Here is a 23,235-nt window from a genome sequence, read left to right as displayed (position 1 = left end):
GGGCGGTCCTCAGAAGCCGTCCGAAATGTCCCTGGCTGACGCCATCCGTTCGCGGCGCTCGGTGCGAGGCTATCTGCCCGATCTGGTGCCAGATGATGAACTGCAACAGATATTCGAACTGGCACAGTGGGCGCCCTCAAACTGCAATGTGCAGCCCTGGAAGGTATATGTGGCATCTGGCGCATTGCGCGACCGCTTGAGTGCAGAGATGCAGCGGCGAGTCCGTGAGGGTGTGGCGCCTGATCCGGATTACGAGTATCGCGGTGATTTTGAAGGTGAATATCGCACCCGGCAGGTGGAGTGTGCCGTCGCCCTCTACAGCGAGATGGGCATAGCCCGCAATGACCGTGAAGGTCGTCAACGCGCCGTGATGAGAAACTTTGAGTTCTTTGATGCGCCTTATATGGCGTTTATTGGTATGGACAAGGCGTTTGGCACCACGGTTGCAATCGACGTGGGCATGTATGCACAGAACCTGATGTTGACGCTGGTGGCGCACGGTCTGCACAGTTGTCCGATGGGCACGATGCGCAATTACCCTGATCTGGTCCGCGAGGCTTTTGGTCTCAGTGAGGACAATCGCATTCTGTTCGGGCTGGCGTTTGGCTACGAGGACACTCAGGTTGCTGCCAATCGCACACGCACCACTCGCGACCCGGTTGCCAGCAGTGTCATAATGCGGTCAGAATAGACGTCGTCTACTGGCGATAATTATAATAACAACAGAGATTCGCTTCGAGGAACCCATGCAAACCAAACCCGTCATCCTGGTCTATGACATCAACAATAAACTGGTTGATGAAGTGGCAGGCGAAATCGGCATCACTGGCAAATTCACCAGTATCAATACCTACAACGAAGCCAACGCCATGGATGCTGTGCGTCAGTACAACCGCGGATTTGGCCTGCTGACCAATAAACTGGCCTGCATCGTGACGGGCTGGAATCGCCACAAGAAGCCTCGTGACCAGTTTTTGTATCGGTTACGCGAACAGGAGCGTAAAAGCCCTTTCAGGCAGCCAACCCCAGTGGTAATGATCACCGAAGACCACCGTGAGGATCTCAAGCGACGTGCGCTCGACCCGGCCGATGGTAATGTCTGTGCCTATCTGCATGCCGACGACTTCAGGTCCACATTGGCTGGAATCCTGCAGCAGATCATCAACGAAGAGAACACCAAAGAGCTGAACAGGCTATCGCGCGAGGCGTTTGAGGCAGAGCTGGCCGAGGAGTAATCCCGGGTGTCCAAGTTTGAATTCATCATGATGTTTGTGTCGGTCGTCGTTGCCTTTGCGATGGCCGAACTGCTGATGGGGTGGGGGAAGCTGATCAGAGCCCGCCGGCGGGTCACACGGCCTGGACTTCTGGCGGGGTGGTCGGTCTGGCTGTTATTTATCATGACCTACCACTACATGGGTTTTTGGGAGTATCAGGCCTACAACTTTACCAAAGTGACACCGATGCTGCTGTTTCTGACGGCTCCTATCATGATGGTGCTGCTGACCTTCGTGCTGACGCCGGAAATCCGCTTTAACCAGTCAATTGATCTGGAGAAACACTATTTCGAGACCAAGAACTGGTTTTTCGTCATGGTCATCATTTTTCTGATTCTCGCACGGGCCTCAGACCCACTCCTTCCGGACTACGCCGATACCTGGCTGCGACGCATGACGGGCACTATTCTGGTCAGCGCCTCGGTCATACTGCTGCTGTTCACCGATAGTCGGCAGATTCACTACATTCTGATGTGGATTAACCTGGTTTATCTGACACTGGTGTCGAGTATCATTCCAGTGAGTGGGCTGACTGCATTCTAGGCTGCGGCGGGGAGCCTGATGACCAACGAAAAAAAAGCGGGTAGCGACTTGAAGTGCGCTACCCGCTTTTTTATTCGACGAGGTCGCTGACGTATTCAGTCTGCAGCCGGATAGGATCCGTCGGCATCGTGCACTTCGCGGCCGGTCACCGGTGGGTTGAACACGCAGGCCAGTACCATGTCTTCTGTGCCGCCCGACAGAATGTGCTTGTCATTCTGGTCCAGTATGTACAAGGTGCCAGGTTTGATCTGATGCACATCGTTTGTGGCTAGATCCTTGATCGAGCCATTACCGGAAATGCAGTACACAGACTCCAGGTGGTTTTTGTAATGGATAGGTGTTGTGGTCCCTGCAAAGATCGTCGTGATGTGAAACGAAAAACCCATGTTGTCGTCGGCCAGCAACATCCGCACACTCTGCCAGGTCTCTGACTTGACCAGTCTTTCGCTTTGTTCACAATCTTTCAGTTGTCGTACGATCATCTATAGTTCCTCATGCAATACGTCGCTGTATCCGCCGCTGTGACATCAGATGCTACATGGCAGTGTCCGGAGCCCCTTTTCAGAGGCTCCAGACGATCAGTCGACTTCCATTTCAGGTTTCGATTTTCGGCGGGTAGTTCGCGCGGCGAACTGTTACGATGCAGCGCTATGCTCTTTAGCGAGTGTGCTGTGCACTGCTTCTTCAACGATATCGAGACCTTTGTTCAGGTCATCCATAGATATGGTCAAAGGACACAGGCATTTCACAACCTGGCTGTCGGCGCCACTGGTCTCAATAACCAGACCTCTATCGAAGGCATATCGACAGATCTTGCCGGCCAGTTCGCCATCACGACATTCAAGACCCTGCATGAAGCCGCGTCCCTTGGCTTTGATCAGCGACTTCTCATAACCATTGGCAATCTTGCGAAGACGCATGGTCATGTGCTCGATCTTGGTTTTCAGTTCCTTCTCGAACTTGTCGTCAGACCAGTAGCGCTCAAGCGCAGCGGCTGCTGTCACAAATGCGTGGTTGTTACCACGGAATGTGCCGTTGTGCTCGCCTGGCTTCCAGGTGTCGTACTCCGGTTTGATCAAGGTTACTGCGAATGGCAGACCATAACCGCTCAATGACTTGGACATGGTCACCAGGTCGGGCTTGATGCCGGATTCCTCAAAGCTGAAGAATTTGCCCGAACGTCCACAGCCTGACTGAATGTCATCAACAATCAGGATGATGTCGTGCTTGCGACAGATTTTCTCAATTGCCTGCAACCACTCGCTGCTGGCAGTGTTCAGACCGCCCTCGCCCTGAATGGTTTCCAGCATGATAGCTGCCGGTTTGTCCAGGCCGCTGGATGAGTCTTCCAGCATATTCTCCAGCAGTTTGATAGTGTCCAGGTCTTCACCCATGTAACCGGCGTAAGGCACGTGGGAAACTCCACCCAGCGGTATGCCGGCAGCGTCTCGGTGATGCGAATTACCAGTCGCAGCCATTGAGCCCAGCGACACACCATGGAAACCGTTGGTGAACGCCACAATGTTATGACGACCAGTCACGTTACGGGCGATTTTCATCGCCGCCTCTACGGCGTTGGTGCCGGTCGGTCCTGTAAACTGAACCATATACTCCAGGCCGCGTGGCTTGAAAATATAGTTGTTCAGGTTCTCCAGAAACTGTTTCTTGGCGCTGGTGTGCATGTCCAGACCATGCGTAATGCCATCCTTCTCGATGTACTCCAGCAGTTTGGCCTTCAAGGTGTCGTTGTTGTGACCGTAGTTAAGCGTGCCGGCGCCGGCAAGAAAGTCCAGATAGGCCTTGCCGTCTGTATCGTAAAGATAAGAACCTTTCGCGCGCTCAAATATAACCGGGAAGGCGCGCGCGTAACTTTGAACTTCTGACTCAATGTCATTAAAAATGTTGGTCATGATGTTTCTCCCTGGTTGTTGGCCGCTGCGAACGGGCCAATTCTAAGTTTGAATTCGGTGTCGTGAAGGTTAAGAAAGTGCTCCTCACGATCGAACATTACGGATTCATTGATTTCGCATTCACGCCGTCTCGCCAGCGAGGCGAACATGGCGCGTGAAGCTGCGTTGTCTTCGGTTACGGTGGTCTCCACATATTGGACCGCTTTACAGTTGTCGCGTTCCAGGATGTGATTAAGCATTTTGCTGGCCAGACCCCGTTTTTGTGCAACCGTGTCGACAGCTACCTGCCACACAAACAGTGTGTCCGGCTGCTCTGGTGGAATGTAGGCAGTTACTACGCCTACGACGTCCTCGCCCATGGTGGCTACCACGCTGGTTTGCGCAAAATGTGTGCAAATGGCCAGATAACAGTACAGTGAGTTATCGTCCAGGAACGCGCTTTTGCGAATCAGATTGTGAACCGGCGCACCGTCGGTGGCCTTTGGAGGGCGAAGCTGAATATCTTGATTTGTGTCGGGTCTTTCTTGAAGCGCTGGCGCTTCTTGAAAAGTATTCATAACAAGTTTTGTGTCTCGTTTTTGAATCTCGAATTTAAGCACATGGCTTTGGTGAATGCTTCATAATTTTTTGTTATTGATTTTGAAGGCGTGATAATTATAACAAAACGATCAGGTGAGGCCAACCCGCAATCCAAAGTGCTGTCTCGACGAGGTTTTTGTCAGGAAATCATTGCGATGCTGCTTGGAATCGCAGCCCCAAAAAAAAGCGACCCACCGGGATGGTGGATCGCTTTTTTGGTTGAGGTTATGAACATGCGCCTCAATCAGCGCCGATTAAACCTCAGGGCAGCGCCAGAGCCACCAGTTCGGCAGGACCGTTACCGCTGACTGCCATGACGATGTACTGCTTGCCGTTCTGGACATAGGTCATTGGCAAGCCAGTCTGAGATGCTGGCAGGTCGATCTCCGCGAGGATTGCGCCGGTTGTTTTGTCATGTGCACGGAATACCGGGTTGCCACCCTGGCCTTCACCGGCGAACAGCAGGCTCTTGGTCACCAGCAGCCCGGCGCGGGTCGGGATGCCAGTCCGCTCCAGTTCAACCCCTTCGAGCAGCGGGTGATTCTTGATGCGCTCCGGTGTGTCGGCGTTGGCCATGGTCCATTCAATATCGCCCTCATTCAGATCGATGGCGGTGATTCGACCCCATGGTGGCTGCACGATCGGCAGGCCGTCCACGTTTGGTGAGCGGGCCGGACCCTGGATCCAGTCTGTGGTAGAGAATTCCGCACCAGGGACCAGGGACAGCACAGCTACCGCTGTATGAGAGGCGACGTACAACATGCCGGTTTCCGGATCGTAAACTCCACCTTCCCAGTTGGTGCCACCCAGCGTACCGGGCAGGCTCAGGGTACCAATGGTGCCGTCATCAGCATTAGCCAGTGATGGCGGCTGGTACAGCGGACCCATGCGGTAAGGTTTGACCGCTTCTTTAGCGCGGGCGAAGATTTCAGGGGTGAAGTCCACCAGATCTTCTTCTGAAATACCCTGACGATCGTAAGCCGGCGGCTTGGTCGGGAAGGGCTGGGTCGGAGATGTCCACTCACCCGGCACGTCAGTCTGCGGTACTGGCCGCTCTTCCATTTCCCAGATCGGCTCGCCGGTTTCACGATTCAACACGTAGGCAAACGATTGTTTGGTGAGCTGTACCAGTGCCTTGGTACCATCCGGCAGATCGGCAAGGATAGGTGCCGTGGGTGTGTCATAGTCCCAGATGTCATGACGCAGGTGCTGGAAGTACCACTTGCGCTCACCAGTGCGGTAGTCAACAGCAACCACGGAGCCAGTGAACAGATTGGTACCCGGACGGTCGCCACCAAAACGGTCGCCGGTGCCAGACTCTACCGGCAGGTAGACCAGGCCAAGCTCGGTATCCGCTGACATGGAGGTCCAGACGCCACCATTACCGGTCATCAGTGCTGAATCGTTCAGCCAGGTTTCGTAGCCTTCCTCACCGGGCATGGGGATGTTGCGATGTGTCCACAACAACTCGCCAGTGTGGATGTCAAAAGCGCGTACATCACCTTTCACGTTGTCTGCGTGAGGCGGGCGCATGCTCACCTGGTGAGCTGCGCCAACAACCAGTACATCGTCGATGACCAGCGGAGGGAAGGTCAGAGTAATGTCTCGATCGTCGCGCACATCACTGAAGCGCATGCCATCCATCAGGTCCAGGATGCCACCATCGGCGAAGGACTCCAGCGGCAAGCCAGTGCTGGCGTCCAGTGCGGCCAGGTAGTAGCCAGGTGTGACTACAAAAATCACTTCCTGTTCACCATCTGTCCAGTAGGCGACACCTTTACCGGAGTTCTTGCGAGGAGAGTCCTCAAAGCGCTGACCTTCCTGCGGACGCCACATCCACAGCGTCTGGCCGGATTCTGCGTCAATGGCCACAACGTTTCGGGTTGTACCGGCTGTTGCATACAGCACGCCATTGGCCATGATGGGGGTTGTTACACTGAGTCCTTCCGGGCGGGGGCCGAAGTTGTCGGCTTTCCAGCGCCAGGCGATTTCCAGCTCGTCGACGTTGTCGGCGTTGATCTGTTCGAGCGGCGCGTAGCGGTTGGCGTTCAGACCGCCAAACATGCTGGTCCAGGCGTAATAATCCGGGCCGGTATTCTCGCTGCCCTGCTCGATATTGACAGAAGCCAGTTCAGTCACCGTCAGGCCAGCGATCGGCGCGTTCACGCGTCCCATCTGCATGACGTGGGCTGTGAGGTCCAGGTACTGTTCCGGGCTCAGTGAGCCGGGTGTCTCGGCAGGCATGGTTGCCATTATCGCTGCATACAGCTCACTGGCAGGGCGGTCCAACCAGCGATTGGCAATACGCATCTCAATGTCAGCCTGCACATGGCAACGGGCGCATTCCGACTGGAAAAGTTCCGAGCCGCGCTCCACCGATGCGGTCTGCGCCTGCGCATTAATCGCAGCAATAAGTGGCAAAAACATGATTAGGAATACTCTAACCACAGGTATTCTCCTCTGTGAGTATGGGTCTGAACAGTTGGATTATTTTTATTAGAAGGGAATCTAGGGGAACCGATAGTAGCGCGTTTGCCAAACCCAAGGAAGCTCCGGCCTGCAACAGAACGTGACAGTGAACGGGTTCATGATTTGACGCGTATCTACGGCAAATTCCTAAAGTCAGGCGAAAACTGAATAGAACTACGTCCGGCTTCGTTAACATGAGACAGGACTTACACAAGTTTTATTCCAAGACCGTGACAGGCCTGATAATCTGACAGTAATAGAGCCTGCGAGTGGCGGGTGCGATCGGCCAGAGAGTGAGTACGATCAGACACAGAAAAAGAAGACGGATGATGGGAGGCACAAAAATGAACATGAATCAGGGGCGATTATCCAAGACAGCGCTGGTTGCGGCTTTACCAGCCGGGTTCTCGGGCATGTTCAGCCGTCTGGCGGTTATGGCGGCGTGTGTGGGCGTGCTGCAGGCCTGCGCCGTCAATCCGGTAACCGGGGATCGCGAGCTCACGCTGGTATCCGAACGGGAAGAAGTGGCGATAGGGCAGGAGAATTATGGTCCTACCCAGCAAAGCCAGGGCGGAGAGTTCAAGATTGACCCCGAGTTGACCGCATACGTCAGTGAGGTGGGACAGCGCGTTGCCAGACACAGTCCACGCCAGCTGCCCTATGAATTTGTGGTACTCAATAACTCTGTCCCCAATGCCTGGGCGCTGCCCGGTGGCAAGATTGCCGTCAATCGCGGCCTGCTGTATGAAATGGATAGCGAGGCCGAACTGGCAGCAGTGCTGGGGCATGAAGTGGTGCATGCTGCAGCCAGGCATGGCGCGCAGTCCATGGAAAGAGGTGTTCTTTTGCAGGGCGCATTGGCTGTTACTGCCATCGCCGCCAGCGATAACGCTTATGCTGGTGCCATTGTAGGCGGTGCCTCGTTAGGTGCCCAATTGATCAGCCAGAGTTATGGTCGTGAGGCGGAGCGGGAAGCGGACCTGTACGGCACACGCTATCTGGCCCAGGCCGGTTATGACCCTGAGGCCGCAGTTCGCCTGCAGGAAACCTTTGTCCGCCTCTCCGAGGGGCGCACAGAGCAGGGTTGGTTGCAGGGCCTGTTTGCCAGTCACCCACCGTCTCAGGAACGGGTGCAGAACAACCGCCAGTTGGTCGCGCAATTGCGCGCTGAAGGTTATACCGGCGGTGAGCAGGGCGAACAGCGTTACCAGCAGCAAATGGCCTTCCTGCGGGAAACAAAGCCCGCTTACGACGCATTTGACGAGGCCATGACGCTGGTCCGCGACGATCGTGTTGAAGACGCTCAGCAAAAACTGGATGACGCCATCGCGATGCTACCGCAGGAGGCACGGTTTCATGGTTTGAATGGTGATATCGCCCTGATGCAGCGTCGCTACAGTGCAGCCATTGATCATTACAACAGCGCGCTGGCTCGGGACGATGCCTATTTCGACTATTACCTTGGCCGGGGCCTGGCTTTCGCCCGGCAGGGTAATCGCAGCCGAGCCCAGGCTGATTTGCAGGCCAGCGTTGAGCTGCTGCCAACGGCGCTGGCCATGAATGAGCTTGGTACCATGGCGCTGGCTGATAACAACCGTAATGCCGCCAAGCAGTATTTTCAGCAGGCGGCCTCAGCACCCGGCAGCATCGGTGAATCTGCCCGTTCGGCCTTCCTGCGGCTGGATGTGGCTGACAACCCGGCCAACTATCTGCAGACATCTGCCTACGTCAGCAATGACGGTCGTGTGATGGTGCGAGTGGGTAATGCTGCACCGATGACTATCACACAGGCCTCAGTGGAGCTGCAGGCCAGTGTGGGACGTGAGCGAGTGCGGCGAGTCGTGGACGTTCGCAACCTGTCCGCTGGTGATGCACGAGACTATGATTCCGGGCTGGTGTTGCCGGCCGACGTTCCGCCTCAGGCGGTGCAGGCCCAGGTGCTGGTGCGCAGCGCCGCTGTAAATTGAGAAAGAAGATGCTGAGTCGGACGAAAATGTTCTCTGAGTCGTGGTTCCGCTCCACACGAGTTATCGCGTTGACATTGGCTGTGTTAATAGTCGGTGCATTGCTGACAATTCTGTCATGGCAAGGAGCCATACGTGCCGTTAACCTGGAAGACCAGGATCGCTTCGAAGAGGAAACCGGCGAGAGCCTGGAGCTAATCCAGGAGCGCATGGAGACCTATGGTCAGGTGATCCGTGGACTGAAAGGTCTATTTGTTGCTTCCAATCGTGTCGATCGCGAGGAGTTCAGCAATTACGCCAACGAGCTGGCTCTAGATGAAAACTACCCAGGCATTCTGGGTATCGCATTCGCGCTGGACCTAGAGCCAGAGAGACTCGATGCGCATATCGAGCAAGTCCAGGAGAGCGGTTTCCCATTTTATTCGGTTCACCCGGCGGGTGACCGTGATCGATATACATCGATAGTTTTTATCGAGCCGTTTAGCGGCAACAACCTGAATGCCTTTGGCTATGACATGTACTCTGAACAGGTCAGGCGCGAGGCGATGGATCAGTCACAAGTCAGTGGTGAATTGACGCTTTCGGGCAAAGTCAGCCTGGTTCAGGACGCAGATCGTGGTCCCATTGCTGGCGTGCTGTTGTATTTGCCGGTCTACGAACGGGAAGTCGGCCTGGCCGCGGCGAGCCCCAGCAATATCTATGGTTGGGTGTATGCACCGTTTAGCATGGATATCCTGATGGAGGGTATACGCCTGAATGAATCCCCAATTGCTTTCAGTGTTTACGATGGCCCTGACATGAATGAAGGGGCCTTGCTCTATTCGACCATTGACGATAGTGATTTTGTGCCGGAGTGGACTTTTTCGCGCACTGAGCAATTGAGAATCTCACAGCGGATCTGGACGGTGAGGTTTCTGGCAGACGACAGTTTTATTCAAGACCATCAGAGCGCTGAGCCTGAGGTTGTTATGTTCGTTGGTGGGTTGTTGACAGCGCTGCTGACAATACTGGTCTGGTCTCTGGCATCTGGCAGAGAAAGGGCTGAAGCCCGGGCGGCAGTCATCAATCGCGAGCTTTCTGAAACAGAGTTTCGCTGGAAGTCTGCACTATCTGGCGCTGGTCACGGGGTCTGGGACTGGAACAACCTGACCAATGAGGTCAACTATAATAAAGAATGGAAATCCATGCTTGGCTACACCGAGGACGAAGTAAAAAACGAGTTTTCGGAATGGCGGCGCCTGGTCCACCCAGAGGACCTGGAAAATGTAGAGGCCGCAGTTGCAGATTTTATTGACGGCAAGACATCGACTTACAGTGTGCAACATCGAATGCTTGCACGAGATGGCAGTTGGCGCTGGATTCTGACCAAGGGTGCAATCGTTGCCAGAGACAATGAGGGTAACGCAGCGCGGACTATTGGCACCCATACTGACATTGACCGGCAGAAAAAGCTTGAGCTGGCGCTCAGTGAGAGTGATCAGCGCTTCCGTGGTGCATTTGGAACTGCAGCGATCGGCATGGCGCTGGTGGGCCTGCAGGGTGAGTGGCTGGAAGTAAACCAGGCATTGCTGGACATGCTGGGATACGAAGAAGGTGAATTATTAAAGCTGACGTTTCAGGATATCACCCATCCTGAAGATCTCGACCGGGACATGGAGTTGCTAAATGCGTTGGTCGCGGGAAAGATACCCAGTTACCAGATGGAAAAACGCTATTTCTGCAAGGATGGCTCCCAGATATGGATCGTACTGAGTGTGTCGTTGGTCAGGGACGCGAACGGCAATCCATTGCACTTCGTCTCCCAGATAGAAAATATTACCGATCGCAAAGAACTGGCAAAAAAAGTGGCCTATCAGGCAAGTCACGACGATCTCACCGACTTGCCTAACCGTAGACTTCTTCAGCAGAGACTGGCTCAAACTATCGCTCTATGCCGGCGCCACAAACGTAAGTTTGCGCTTATGTTTATCGATGTTGACCACTTTAAGCAGGTTAATGATCAGTACGGGCATGATGTAGGAGATGAGCTGCTAAAGTGGATCGCAAAACAATTAGGCGACAGCGTTCGTGCCAGTGACACATTGGCGAGACAGGGTGGCGACGAGTTTGTTCTGCTGCTGGCTGAAATCAGCTCTGCTGAGGATGCCGAGCTGGTCGCACGAAAGGTGTTTTATGCCATTCGAGAGCCCTTCGATACAGGGTTACAGCAATTCAAGGTCTCGTTAAGCGTTGGTGTCGTTATCTTCGATCCGAATGATCCAGACTCGGCCGAGGAATTACTGCGAAAAGCGGATATTGCGCTATACCAGGTAAAACGCGGCGGTCGCAACCATTACCGAGTGTATAAGCCCGAAGACGAACAATCTGCATAATGACAGGTGACCTTCGCATTTGATCACTATATAATGCCGCCCCACGTAACCACTGCAGGTGACAGTGATTAAAATAAAACACCAAAAGTTATGCACCCGTAGCTCAGCTGGATAGAGTAGGTGGCTTCGAACCACTTGGTCGGGAGTTCGAATCTCTCCGGGTGCGCCATATTTCCTTTTATAACAATGGTTTGAAATCCTTTAGGTAGACTGTCCTCGGGTTTGAAACCGTTAGAATGCGGGAGTTTGCGGGAATTCCCATGACCACAATAACAGTCCTATGTTCACGATTAATTATGGCGTTCGGAAACACTCCGATGGTGAGGCAGCCCCCACCTGATGATGCTGAAGGGGCCTTGCCTTGCGTGCGGCTACTTCAGGAGTTCAGAGTGCAGTTGCCACCTTTGCCATAAAAAATACACTGCAGGCAACACCAGCAGGGTCAGCACCAGGGTGCTGATCATGCCGCCCACCATCGGTGTTGCTATGCGCTGCATGATTTCACCGCCGGTGCCGTGCCCCTGCATGATGGGCAGCAGGCCCACTGTGATGGCCGCGACGGTCATTACCACAGGGCGCAGGCGTTGCAGTGCGCCTTTGGCAATCGCATCTCGTAAGCCCTCCACAGTCGGGCCGCCTTGTTCATGCGCCTCAGCCAGGTAGCGTGTGCGGTGCTGGTTCAGATAAATCAGCATGATGACACCGATTTCCACCGCCACACCGGCCAGGGCGATAAACCCCACTGCGACAGCAACCGACAGGTCAAAGGCAAGCCACCACAGTAACCAGGAGCTACCGGCAATCGCCATGGGCAGCGTGGCCATGATGATCAAGACTTCCGCCAGCCCGCGGAACGCCATGTAGAGCAGGAATGCAATAATCAGCAGGGTCAGCGGTACCACCAGCGTCAAGCGCTCTTTTGCCCGCTCCATGTATTCGTACTGCCCGGACCAAGTCAGTGAATAACCAGCGGGCAGAGTCAGATTGTCCGCCAGGTGTTGCTGTGCGGCCTGGACATAAGAGCCAATATCACGCTCGGCGATGTCCACATAAACCCAGCCGGTAGGGCGCGAATTCTCGCTCTTTATCATCGGTGGTCCGTCTTCTATTTCTATATGTGCCACGTCACCGAGACGAATGCGTGCCCTTTGCGATGTTAGTACGGGCAGATCCCTGATGGCATCAATGGAGTTGCGGATTTCCTGCGGGTAGCGCACATTGATCGGGAAGCGCTCTAGGCCCTCAATGGTTTCGGAAACGTTCATGCCGCCGATCGCCGAAGAAACAACCGACTGCACCTCGTCGATATTCAGGCCATGGCGGGCCGCTGCCGCCCGGTCAATATCCACGGTAACATAACGCCCGCCGGCCACCCGTTCGGCAAACACGCTGGCGGTTCCCTGCACCTGCGGTAGCAATGCCTCGATATCCGCACCAATGTTCTGTATGACCGGCAATTCGGGACCGCCGATCTTGATACCCACCGGTGTCTTGATGCCGGTGGCCAACATATCGATACGGGTCTTGATCGGCATAACCCAGGCATTGGTGACACCTGGCAAATCCACCGTGCGCCGGATCTCCTCACGGATGCTCTCGATGGTCATGCCCTCACGCCATTCCGACTCAGGTTTGAAGCGGATGATGGTCTCTATCATGCTCAGGGGCGCCGGATCAGTGGCCGTATCGGCGCGCCCGATCTTGCCGAACACCTGTGCCACCTCCGGCACCGATTTGATCAGGCGATCGGTCTGCTGCAGCAACTGGGTAGCCTCACCGATGGACAGTCCAGGTCGGGTGGTGGGCATGTACATCCAGTCACCCTCATCCAGTGGTGGCATGAACTCCGAACCGAGTCGGGACAGCGGCCAGATCGCTGAAGTCATCACCAGGATACCGGCGGCGACCATCACCCAGGGCGCACGCATGACCAGACCGATCACGGGCCGGTAAATCCAGCTCAGCAGTCGATTTACCGGGTTTTTGTTCTCCGGTAGTATCTTGCCTCGAATCAGGTAACCCATCAGTACCGGCACCACAGTGATTGACAGAATAGAGGCGGCAGCCATCGCGTAGGTCTTGGTGAACGCCAGCGGGGCAAACAGGCGGCCCTCCTGGGCCTCCAGGGTGAACACCGGCAGAAAGCTGAAGGTGATAATCAGCAGTGAGAAAAACAGGGCCGGACCCACTTCGGCAGAGGCCTTCGCAATGACACCCCAGCGATCGGTTTTTGCCTTTTCGGGATGATGTTCCAGATGTTTGTGCACGTTCTCGATCATGACAATGGCGCCATCGACCATCGCCCCAATGGCAATGGCAATGCCGCCAAGGGACATGATGTTGGCATTCAGGTCCTGGCCGCGCATTATCAGCAGTGCCGCCAGGATCCCCAACGGCAGTGTGGCAATGGCCACCAGCGAAGAGCGTAGATGGAACAAAAATAGGGCGCAGATAAAAGCGACCACCGCAAACTCTTCCAGAAGCTTGCTGTACAGGTTATCGACTGATCGATCAATCAATTCCGAGCGGTCATAGGTGGGAACTATTTCTACCCCGTCAGGTAGGCTTGCCTGCAGCTCGGCCAGGCGCTGTTTCACGGCAGCGATGGTGGCCTGGGCATTTTCACCGGAGCGCATGACCACGATTCCTCCAGCCACTTCGCCTTCACCGTTCAGGTCGGCAACACCCCGGCGCAGCTGCGGACCGGTCTGCACCCGGGCAACATCGCCCAACAACACCGCAGTGCCGTCTTGTGTAACTTTTAACGGAATGGCCCGCAGATCATCCAGCCCCTGAATGTAACCGGTGGCCCGCACCATAAACTCGGTTTCCGCCATCTCGATGACTGAGCCGCCCACTTCCTGGTTGCCGGCCCGAATCGCCTGGTTCACCGCAGACAGCGTCAGGCCATAGGCACTCAGCCGATCCGGATCAACAATGACCTGGTACTGTTTGACCATGCCACCGACTGACGCAACTTCTGACACACCTGCCACGGTCTGCAGTTCGTATTTCAGAAACCAGTCCTGAATGGCGCGCAATTGCGACAGATCATGTTGATTGCTTCTGTCCACCAGGGCGTATTCGTAGACCCAGCCGACACCGGTAGCGTCGGGGCCCAGCGCCGGTGTCACGCCGTCAGGCAGACGCGAGCTGACCTGACTCAGGTATTCCAGCACCCGGCTGCGTGCCCAATAAGGGTCGGTATCGTCGCTGAAAATGATATAGACGTAGGAATCACCAAAGAACGAGAATCCGCGCACTGTCTCCGCGCCGGGCACCGACAGCATAGCGGTAGTCAGCGGATAGGTGACCTGGTCCTCGACCACCTGCGGGGCCTGGCCAGCGAAAGGCGTACGGATGATGACCTGAACATCGGACAGATCGGGCAGGGCATCGACCGGCATGGTGCGCAGGTTCAGCAACCCGGCCATGGTCAACAGCAGGGCGGCAACCAATACCAGCCCGCGATTGCGCAGGGAGGCGCGAATGACAGCTTCAATCATGGCGTGTCTCCCGGGCCTGACGTTGTCGCCGGGCGCAACGCCGTGATGCTGTAGCCGCCGGCAGGCATCGGCATAAAGTCGAATTCGATCTCATCGCCTTCGGCGACATCAGACAGATCAACGCTGGACATGATCTGGAATCCCATGACCATTGAAGGCCAATTCAGAGCAGGTATGGGACCGTGGTCCAGCGTCACGCGGTTGTCGCTTATACTTTGGATAGTCCCGGTGCCGGTCAGCGTGGCCGGGGCGGTGCCTGTGTCTTCTTGCTGGTCATTGACCTGTTCCGGGTCGAGGTCAGAATCAGAGCCAGCGGCGTTAAGTCTTGCCATTGCCTGCTCTCCATTAGCTTCGGAGTCCAGCAGAAACTGACCCGATGTAACGACCTGCATGCCATCGCTCAGCCCGTCCAGGACTTCAATCCGGTCACCGCGGGTCACACCGGTGCGAACCGGCTGTACCGTGAAACGACCATCGCCTGCGGCGAGCAACACCCGGGCACCCTGACCTGAGCGGATCACCGCTTCTGTTGGCACACTGACGACGTTGTGTCGAGTAGGGCCTTTCACCTGGACGCTGGCAAACATATTGGGTTTCAGCCTGTGGTCTGGATTGTCGATTTCCAGCCGCAACCGCAAACTTCGGGTGACAGGATCAAGTTCCGGATAGACAAGTGCGACTTGACCCTGCCATTGTTCGGCGGAGTATGCTGGGAATTCGGCAGTGACCGGCAAGCCCACCTCCATCCAGGACATGGCGGTGGACGGTACTTCGACATCCAGCCATATCCGGTCGAGTGAGGCCAGCGTCAGAATGGTATCTGCCGGTGTCACATAGCTGCCCTCGCGGGCACCAATGGCCGATACCACCGCATCTGATTCGGCGCGATAGGCTAGTTGGGCACTGACTTCATTGCTGCTGGCAAGTTCCGTTACCTGCGCCGGTGTCACACCCAGCGCAAGCAGTCGATCTTCAGCCGCCTTGCGAAGAACGGCATTTCCGGCGGCGTTGAGGTATTCGCGCTGAGCACTGACCAGTCGCGGTGAAAAAAGCTGATACAGGATCTGGCCAGCGCTGACACGATCACCGACGCTGGCCACATTGAACTGTTCCAGCCAGCCCTCGGCGCGCGGGTGCAGCATCTGAATAGTTGACTGATCCCACGCGGTATAACCCACAGCATCAGCCTGCTGCCGGAACTCGCCCATGGTAACCATGCCCAGGCGTACACCCAGATTCTGCTGAACAGTGGCTGAGATGGTGACGCTTGCATCTTCATCATTGTCTTCATAAACCGGCACCAGTTCCATCCCCATAGGGGAGAGCCCCGGTTCGTCGCGTCGATAATCCGGGTCCATCGGGGCGACCCAATACAGGGGCTGCCTTGTTGTCGATGATGCATGCTCAGCAGAGATATTGGCTTGCTGGGGCATTAAAATGAAATAGGCAGCTACCAAAATCAGTGCAGCGACTACGATTCCGGCAAGTAACATGTTTCGTGTGTTCATGATTCTTCTCTCTTCAGCAGATGCCGCAGTTTTAGTGACCAGAGAACTCAAAGGGCCAAAGCCGCCCGCCTACCAGTCGATCTATTTCTGCATGGGCCTGATACTGGTCGGCCATGGAGCGGGATAACAGTAGTCGGGCCTCAAGCAGGGCCTGCTCAGCCTGAATAACATTGGAGAAATCCGCGATGCCCTCCTGATAGTCAGACTGTGACGCTGTCAGTGATTGCTGTGCGATAGGTATCAACTGCTCACGGCACAACTCGATGGCGTGTTGGGCTTCCTCGGCGCGTGATAGTGCTTGTTCAAGCTCGGCAAGCAGCTGATTGTGAAGATACTGGATGTCGGTTCGGGCACTGTTAAGTTGGTAGTCTGACGCGGCTTTGCGTGCAGAGCGCTTGCCAAAATCCAGGGGTATGTTGACTGATACGCCCACCTGCAGGCGCAGGTCGCTGGCATTCCACAGTTCGTTGTAACCCACATTGACCTGTACGTCGGGGAAGTCGTTTTTATAGGTCAGGTCCCGGTCTGCGCGCGCAGCATCGGCCTCAGCCCGAGCCCCCCGCAGTGCGGGATTGGCTTCTTCCAGCCAGCTGTGCAGCACTGTGTCGGCTGGCAACGTTGGCGGTTGCGGTTGCTCCTCGGTGGCGGCGAGCTCAGCCGCTGCCGGGCGATTGCGCAAGGCATTGATGCGGGCCCGGATGCGCCTGGCCTGCTGTTCAAGGACTATGTCGCGATGATCCGCCTGAATCCTGGCCGTTTGCACCTGAAGTAGATCCTGTTGCAGGCCGCTGCCGCTGGCGTACTGGGTTTCGATCACTTTCTCCAGTTCGGTAAGCAACTGTTGCTGTTCACGGTTGATGGTTAATGCCTGGTGAACATCCCACCAGCTTGCCCAGTGACGCCGGCCGGCGGCGATCAGTTGCAATTGCAGATCCTGGGTCATCAGATGAGCGGCTGTGCTTTGCGCTTGCGCGACCTCCGTGCGCAATTGCCGTTTGCCCGCCCACGGGAAATTTTGACTGAGTTGAATAACCTGACGTACGCCCAGGGTATCTCCCAGCGCACTGGGGATGTTGTCGCCGATGCTCGCCGGGGCAATGGCATAGTTTACCCGGGGGTCGTCAAGTGCGCCGGCGCTGACAATTTGTTCCTCGCGGGCCAGTGTCTCAAGTCGCTGAGCAGCCAGACCGGGATTCAGTTGGAGAATCTCCCGAATCAGACCTTCGGGGGTAAACCCTTCGGTCTGCTGCGCACTTGCGGGCAGGGAAACGAGCGTGATTGCCAGCCCAAGTGGAATCAGGGCGGCTGTTAATCGGGAAACAAAATACGAACCGATTTGTGTGTTTGTATGGTGCATGGGCAGAACTCCGTCATCGAACAAAAACCAGGAACGGCAGGCGTGTGCTGCCGCTCTGAAGTAGTTGTAACTAAGGAGTTCTGTTAAATACGGTAGCGCTGGGTTGCCTGGTAGACTGGCAGGGGAGTGCTGTGATCTCGGTCGTTGGACGGCACAGCATAGCCGCCAGTTTGCGCTGTCTGCAGCAAAGTGAAGACCAGCAAGGCCATGACTGGCGCCAGATTTTGTGTTCCCGGTTTGTCCTTGAGCAGGGCGTGGTCGTTGCCGGGGTCCGCATCAGCCTCGGGCGAAGCTTTGAGCTGTAATGATACCTTCAGTGTAAAACAAGTATCACTGGACGAGGCGGGAGTATCCGGTTTTTCAGTTACCTTGTTTTTGTGCATAGCAAGGCAGCACTCGTGCGCAGGCTGCGGTAGATCAGGCATATCCGGCATCATCGTGCAGGCGAAAGTCGACTGAACATTCAGAAGCAGGCTGGCTACAAAAAACCATGTGAGTAACTGGCGATATTTTGTATTTCTATGCATGACTATAACGACAAAGGTACAGAAAGTGCCACATCTGGCTGAGTTTAGTGAAGCAACGATATCCACTCCAATTAATAGCTTACCAAGCTTTACCGGCGAAGTATATTCATTGCATTGATCTGGATAGTATCGGCGAGATGTTAAAAAATTGTGCTCGCCTAACGGCAGGAACAATTTTAGGATTTTACCGGTAAAAAGAGTGTGAAAGACGTCTTATCCCGGACAGAAGAAGCCTCCACATGCCCACCATGTGCTTCAACGATGGATCTGACAATAGCTAGCCCCAGACCTGCGCCTTCACCCTGTCTTACACGAGAGGGTTCAACTCGATAAAAGCGGTCAAACAAATGGGACAAGTATTCGGCGGGAATCATGGGGCCAGGATTCTGTACACTAAGCGACATTTCGTGGTGAGAGGCGTTGTCGAGCAAAACCTTCACCTCTTTCCCCGGTGGAGTATACCGGATGGCATTCGACAACAAGTTGGAAATAGCTCGTCTCAGCATGGCGCGGTCACCCATGGTCATAGGTGCGCAACCCTCCAGCGTCAGGCGGATATTTCTCTCTTCTGCCAGTGCTTCGAAAAAATCAAAAAGTTCATTAACTTCATTGGTCAGGTTGAGGGGTACTTGCTCGGGTTTGAGCAGGCCATGATCACTTTTCGCAAGCCAAAGCATATCATTGACCATTTTGGCTAGCCGCTCCTGCTCTTCTAGATTGGAGTATAGTAGTTCGCGATATTTCTCGAGCGTCCTGGCCTTGCCTAGTCCAACCTGGGTCTGAGTAATAAGATTGGTAAGGGGGGTTCTTAGCTCGTGAGCAATGTCAGCGGAAAAATGCGATAGACGAGTAAAACTGTCCTCCAAACGACCGATCATATGGTTAAAAGATGTCACCAGATCTTTCAGCTCCGACGGAATTGCGGATGGATCGAGTCGCACGTGTAGTTTGTCTGCTTGAATGTCGCCCATTTTTGCAGACAGACCACGTAGTGGGGCATGGGCCTGATGTACACCATAGCCTGCAGCCAATAAAGTTATAACGCCAGCCAGACTCATGATGATCAATAAGCTTTGCCGAAAGTCTCGCAGAAACTGTAGGTGAAAGCTCATGTCAATGGCGCTAATGATGGTGTAGTTCTGTCCAGAGACTTCTAGCTGGCTGAGCACCCCTCTGTACGTCTTGGTGCCTTCGCGCCAGGTTTGTAAATTGCCAGGTTGTATCACATCGGTTGGTGTCAGGATACGTCCCGCTTGCGCCAAACCCGACCCTGCTCCGACAGTTTGGTACAGGATCTCTTCGTTGTTATTTCTTACTTGAAAATACACACCATGATGACCGGAGATGGCATTGGATAGGGCCGCGCGCAGGCGATCGGGCTGATTTCCTGCATTTTCCAGTGCATTCGTCACGGCGCTGGACATTACTACAAGTTCACTAGCATCTTGCTCGGAGAAATGATGCTCCACAGCATTCAGCACCAGAGTGCCAATCAGCATAAAACTCAGACCAATGGTCAGGCCAACGAACAGCATGACTCGCGCAGCAAGGGGGAGTGGGTATCGACTAATGGGTTTCATCGTTGGATTCCAGGTCCATTTTGTATCCCATCCCACGAACGGTATGAATCAATTTAGGCTGAAAATTGTCGTCGATCTTGGCGCGCAGGCGGCGAATCGCTACATCGATAACATTAGTGTCTGAATCAAAGTTCATGTCCCACACTTGGGAGGCTATGAGTGAGCGCGGTAGCACTTCACCTGGGCGACGCGCCAGGAGTTCCAATAGCGAAAATTCCTTCTGGGTCAGGAGTATTCTCTTGCCTGCGCGTGATACACGATGTTTGAGCGGATCAAGTGTCAGGTCCGCCACCTGAATCTGCTCTGCTGGTGAAGCCATGGATCGTCGGCGGAGTAAAGTTCGTATCCTGGCCAGTAACTCGGTAAATGCAAAGGGTTTTACAAGGTAGTCGTCGGCGCCCAATTCCAGGCCTTTGACGCGATCATCGACAGAGTCCCGAGCAGTAAGGAACAACACAGGGGTCTGATGCCCAGCATCTCGGTAAGATTGCATGATGCGCCACCCGTCTACATCCGGGAGCATTACATCGAGGATAATCAGGTCAAAAGACTCTGTCATGGCCAAGTGGTATCCGTCCAGGCCGTTGCGAACTAGCTCAACGACAAAGCCAGCCTCAGATAGGCCCTGGCGAATGTAGTTGCCAGTCTTTGTTTCGTCTTCCACTACGAGCAATCGCATAGCGTGCCTCTCCTGATTAGTGCCTTGCCACTATAGATTACTGCATCCGACAGTCAGATTACACGACGATTACAACAATGTAATGTAGACGTCATCCTCTGGACAGGTCGATTTCGCTACCCTTGTCAACTCTCAACTGGATTGTATCGGCACTATAAACGTATTGACGATAAAGGCATCGGCGAAAGGAGCTGCTCCTATGAAAAAGTCTGAACAACCATTTCCATTCCCAATCAATGTAAACCGGCGAAGGTTCGTACAGGGCTTGGCTGCTGGTGGCGTGCTGGCGGCCTTTCCCGCAGTGTTGCAGGCTGCCAGCCGGGCAGGCGCGACGTTGACTCACACGGGTACGGCGCCCGTGCTCAGCGGCAATCAAATTGAGCTTGTGATAGCTGAGTCGCCGGTGAACTTTACCGGTGAAGTCCGTATGGCAACGACTATCAACGGCTCTATACCGGCGCCGACATTGCGTCTGCGCGAAGGTGAGGAAGTCACCATTCGTGTGACCAATCATCTGGCAGTAGCGACTTCCATTCATTGGCACGGCATCATCTTACCCTACCAGATGGATGGAGTGCCGGGCATAAGTTTTGACGGCATAGCGCCTGGAGAAACCTTTGAGTACCGGTTCACGCTTCAGCAAAGCGGTACATATTGGTATCACTCTCATAGCGGTTTTCAGGAAATTACGGGAATGTACGGTGCTTTGATTGTAGAGCCTCGTGACGGCGAAACTATACGAGCAGACCGAGACTATGTGGTGCAGTTGTCCGATTGGACTGACGAAGACCCAATGCGGGTGTTTAGCAAACTGAAAGTCCAAAGCGATGTCTACAACTTCAATCAGCCTACTGTGCCTGGTTTTATGCGCGACGTATCGACGCTAGGCTTGGCGGGTGCTCTCAACAAGCGTCGCATGTGGAATCAGATGCGCATGAATCCTACTGATCTGGGCGATCTATCTGCCTCAACCTTAACCTACCTGATGAATGGTCAAACACCAGCAGGCAACTGGACGGGCCTGTTCTCACCCGGCGAACGAGTTCGATTGCGATTTATCAATGCTGCTGGCAATAGCTTTTATGATATTCGAATTCCTGGCTTGAAAATGACCGTAGTCCAGGCCGACGGTCAAAATGTCGAACCAGTTTCTGTTGATGAGTTTCGGTTTGGGCCCGGGGAAACCTATGATGTGGTGGTAGAGCCCGAAAATGACGCCTATACGATCTTTTCGCAAAGCATGGAGCGTACCGGCTACGCCAGAGGCACACTCGCAGTTCGGCATGGACTTACGGCACCGACACCGGCGCTTGATGCCGTAGAATGGCTGGCAATGCGCGATATGATGGGTTCGATGGATCACGCCGGCATGAATCACAATGACATGGGTATGGACATGGACCACGGTGAAATGGCGATGGACCACAGTCAGCATGTCATGCATTCCAATCCTTTAGCCATACCCTCGTCCAGCGTCAACCACGCGCGTTCCGAATACGGGCCATCTGTAGATATGCTTGTCCATACGCCCCGTACCAATTTAGACGACCCGGGCGTTGGTCTTCGACAAAATGGTCGACGTGTGTTAACCCTTGCCGATTTGAAGACTATCGGCGGACCAGTTGATCAGAGACTGCCGACTCGGGAGATCGAGTTGCATTTGACGGGCAACATGGAACGGTATAGTTGGTCTTTTGATGGACTAGAGTTCGGCCAGAGTACCCCGATATCAATGAAACATGGAGAGAGGATTCGGGTGATTCTGCAAAACGACACCATGATGACCCATCCCATGCACCTGCATGGGATGTGGAGCGACCTGGAGAACGACCAGGGTGACTTCCTTGTGCGGCGTCATACGATTCCGGTGCAGCCGGCACAACGAATAAGCTTTCTCACCACCCCTCATGACCTTGGGCGTTGGGCCTGGCACTGCCATTTATTGTTTCACATGGACGCAGGCATGTTCCGGGAGGTGGTTGTATCGTGATGTATAAAATTAACATTTGCAGCTCTAGTAGAGTCTTGATGGTTTTTGGTTCGTTGATCATGCCAGTTGCGCTTTGGGCGCAGCCGAATGACCCACATGCCGGGCATAACCTGAACCCGATGGTAGACGCCCATGCAGGGCATGCGGACTCAGAGATGGCAACGGCTTCTTCGGAAAGTCCTGCGACTAATAATGGCGTTATGAACCACGGTCAGATGCAGATGCAAGGAGCGGAAGCACCTGCGGACGCGCGAGACCCCCATGCGTACTCCGATGGTTATTCGCTAACTGAGGGGCCCTACGCCCGACCAGGTCCACGGCAACTGAAACTGGCCGATGAGCATCAGTTCTGGTCAGTGTTGGGCGACCGGTTGGAATATGATCCAGACAACAAGACCGCTGTGTTTGATCTTCAAGGCTGGTATGGGTCCACCTACAACAAAGCTGTTGTCAAACTAGAAGGCGAAGTCGAGGAGGGCACATTAAAGGAAAGTGAGACAGACCTGCTTTGGGCGCGTGCCCTGAATGCCTATTTCGACACACAACTGGGTGTGCGTTTCGATAACAATGATGAGGGTGAGGATCGCCAATGGCTGGCAGTTGGTATCCAAGGACTCGCACCATACTGGTTCGAACTTGATGCAACGGCATATATTGCGGAAGGTGGGCGCTCAGCGCTGACCTTCGAGGCTGAATACGAACTATTGTTTACGCAGCGGTTAATTTTGCAGTCACGAGCCGAATTGACGTTTTATGGTAACGACGATTTATCGAATGGGGTGGGAAGCGGTCTTTCAACTTCTGCTTTAGGAATGCGGCTACGTTATGAGTTTTCACGTCAATTCGCGCCCTATTTCGGATTCGAGTGGACAGGGAGTTATGGTAAAACTGCTGACTACCAAAGAGCAGAGGGGGCGCCGGTGCGTGACACTCGCCTGGTGGCGGGTGTTCGGTTCTGGTTTTAACAATCAATACAT

At 54.6% G+C, this 23,235-nt stretch carries 17 protein-coding genes and 1 tRNA gene; 8 read left to right on the top strand and 10 right to left on the bottom strand.

Going from position 1 to position 23,235, the window contains the following annotated elements:
• The first annotated feature begins 25 nt into the window (after positions 1 to 25).
• From QGM61_RS00285 to QGM61_RS00275, 3 genes are read left to right on the top strand one after another with little or no spacing between them, the layout of a single operon-like run.
• Positions 26 to 691: a nitroreductase gene (locus tag QGM61_RS00285; RefSeq protein ID WP_281131459.1), complete on the top strand. Its 666-nt coding sequence runs from the start codon at positions 26 to 28 to the stop codon at positions 689 to 691.
• 55 nt (positions 692 to 746) lie between these two features.
• The gene (locus tag QGM61_RS00280; protein ID WP_237133461.1) at positions 747 to 1,235 is read left to right on the top strand and encodes a hypothetical protein; all 489 of its coding nucleotides are present in this window, start codon (positions 747 to 749) and stop codon (positions 1,233 to 1,235) included.
• A gap of 6 nt (positions 1,236 to 1,241) precedes the next feature.
• Positions 1,242 to 1,817 carry a hypothetical protein gene (locus QGM61_RS00275; RefSeq protein WP_281131458.1) on the top strand — a complete coding sequence of 192 codons (576 nt, stop codon included), beginning with the start codon at positions 1,242 to 1,244 and terminating at the stop codon, positions 1,815 to 1,817.
• A 95-nt stretch (positions 1,818 to 1,912) separates the two neighbouring features.
• Here QGM61_RS00275 and QGM61_RS00270 read toward each other — a convergent pair whose 3' ends face one another.
• The 4 genes from QGM61_RS00270 to QGM61_RS00255 all read right to left on the bottom strand — a co-directional run bounded on the left by QGM61_RS00270 (position 1,913) and on the right by QGM61_RS00255 (position 6,733).
• Positions 1,913 to 2,299, bottom strand: a complete 387-nt coding sequence (locus tag QGM61_RS00270; RefSeq protein WP_281131457.1) for an ectoine synthase — start codon at positions 2,297 to 2,299, stop codon at positions 1,913 to 1,915.
• A 153-nt stretch (positions 2,300 to 2,452) separates the two neighbouring features.
• Entirely contained in the window at positions 2,453 to 3,727 is a 1,275-nt protein-coding gene (ectB, locus tag QGM61_RS00265; protein WP_281131456.1) for a diaminobutyrate--2-oxoglutarate transaminase, read from the bottom strand.
• Entirely contained in the window at positions 3,724 to 4,284 is a 561-nt protein-coding gene (gene ectA, locus QGM61_RS00260) for a diaminobutyrate acetyltransferase (RefSeq protein ID WP_281131455.1), read from the bottom strand. Before ectA ends, ectB begins: the two co-directional genes overlap by 4 nt.
• A 283-nt stretch (positions 4,285 to 4,567) precedes the next feature.
• A complete protein-coding gene (locus QGM61_RS00255; RefSeq protein WP_281131454.1) occupies positions 4,568 to 6,733 on the bottom strand; it encodes a PQQ-binding-like beta-propeller repeat protein in 2,166 nt (721 codons plus the stop codon).
• 386 nt (positions 6,734 to 7,119) lie between these two features.
• Here QGM61_RS00255 and QGM61_RS00250 point away from each other — a divergent pair, with 386 nt between their 5' ends.
• The 3 genes from QGM61_RS00250 (at position 7,120) to QGM61_RS00240 (ending at position 11,280) form a co-directional block, all read left to right on the top strand.
• Positions 7,120 to 8,742: a M48 family metalloprotease gene (locus QGM61_RS00250; RefSeq protein ID WP_237133468.1), complete on the top strand. Its 1,623-nt coding sequence runs from the start codon at positions 7,120 to 7,122 to the stop codon at positions 8,740 to 8,742.
• A gap of 26 nt (positions 8,743 to 8,768) precedes the next feature.
• The gene (locus QGM61_RS00245) at positions 8,769 to 11,111 is read left to right on the top strand and encodes a CHASE domain-containing protein (RefSeq protein ID WP_281131453.1); all 2,343 of its coding nucleotides are present in this window, start codon (positions 8,769 to 8,771) and stop codon (positions 11,109 to 11,111) included.
• Positions 11,112 to 11,203: 92 nt separating this feature from the next.
• Positions 11,204 to 11,280 (top strand) — tRNA-Arg (locus tag QGM61_RS00240).
• 202 nt (positions 11,281 to 11,482) lie between these two features.
• Here QGM61_RS00240 and QGM61_RS00235 read toward each other — a convergent pair.
• The 6 genes from QGM61_RS00235 to QGM61_RS00210 all read right to left on the bottom strand — a co-directional run bounded on the left by QGM61_RS00235 (position 11,483) and on the right by QGM61_RS00210 (position 20,268).
• A complete protein-coding gene (locus QGM61_RS00235; RefSeq protein ID WP_281131452.1) occupies positions 11,483 to 14,617 on the bottom strand; it encodes an efflux RND transporter permease subunit in 3,135 nt (1,044 codons plus the stop codon).
• Positions 14,614 to 16,125 carry an efflux RND transporter periplasmic adaptor subunit gene (locus QGM61_RS00230; RefSeq protein ID WP_281131451.1) on the bottom strand — a complete coding sequence of 504 codons (1,512 nt, stop codon included), beginning with the start codon at positions 16,123 to 16,125 and terminating at the stop codon, positions 14,614 to 14,616. The genes QGM61_RS00235 and QGM61_RS00230 overlap by 4 nt, the downstream gene beginning before the upstream one ends.
• A 31-nt stretch (positions 16,126 to 16,156) precedes the next feature.
• Entirely contained in the window at positions 16,157 to 17,482 is a 1,326-nt protein-coding gene (locus QGM61_RS00225; protein WP_237133472.1) for a TolC family protein, read from the bottom strand.
• Positions 17,483 to 17,565: 83 nt separating this feature from the next.
• Positions 17,566 to 18,183, bottom strand: coding sequence for a hypothetical protein (locus QGM61_RS00220; RefSeq protein ID WP_237133473.1), 618 nt, complete (start codon positions 18,181 to 18,183; stop codon positions 17,566 to 17,568).
• A gap of 2 nt (positions 18,184 to 18,185) precedes the next feature.
• Complete coding sequence (locus QGM61_RS00215) at positions 18,186 to 19,589, bottom strand: heavy metal sensor histidine kinase (protein WP_281131450.1); 1,404 nt, start codon at positions 19,587 to 19,589, stop codon at positions 18,186 to 18,188.
• On the bottom strand, positions 19,576 to 20,268 hold the full coding sequence (locus tag QGM61_RS00210) for a heavy metal response regulator transcription factor (protein ID WP_281131449.1): 693 nt from the start codon (positions 20,266 to 20,268) through the stop codon (positions 19,576 to 19,578). The genes QGM61_RS00215 and QGM61_RS00210 overlap by 14 nt, the downstream gene beginning before the upstream one ends.
• 199 nt (positions 20,269 to 20,467) lie before the next feature.
• Here QGM61_RS00210 and QGM61_RS00205 point away from each other — a divergent pair, with 199 nt between their 5' ends.
• On the top strand, positions 20,468 to 22,258 hold the full coding sequence (locus QGM61_RS00205; protein WP_237133476.1) for a copper resistance system multicopper oxidase: 1,791 nt from the start codon (positions 20,468 to 20,470) through the stop codon (positions 22,256 to 22,258).
• Complete coding sequence (locus QGM61_RS00200) at positions 22,258 to 23,223, top strand: copper resistance protein B (protein ID WP_281131448.1); 966 nt, start codon at positions 22,258 to 22,260, stop codon at positions 23,221 to 23,223. The genes QGM61_RS00205 and QGM61_RS00200 overlap by 1 nt, the downstream gene beginning before the upstream one ends.
• Positions 23,224 to 23,235: the final 12 nt, after the last annotated feature.

It is taken from the genome of Pseudohongiella sp. SYSU M77423 (assembly GCF_029911965.1).
Taxonomy (GTDB): Bacteria; Pseudomonadota; Gammaproteobacteria; order Pseudomonadales; family Pseudohongiellaceae; genus Pseudohongiella.
This window is presented reverse-complemented; position numbering and strand designations above follow the sequence as displayed.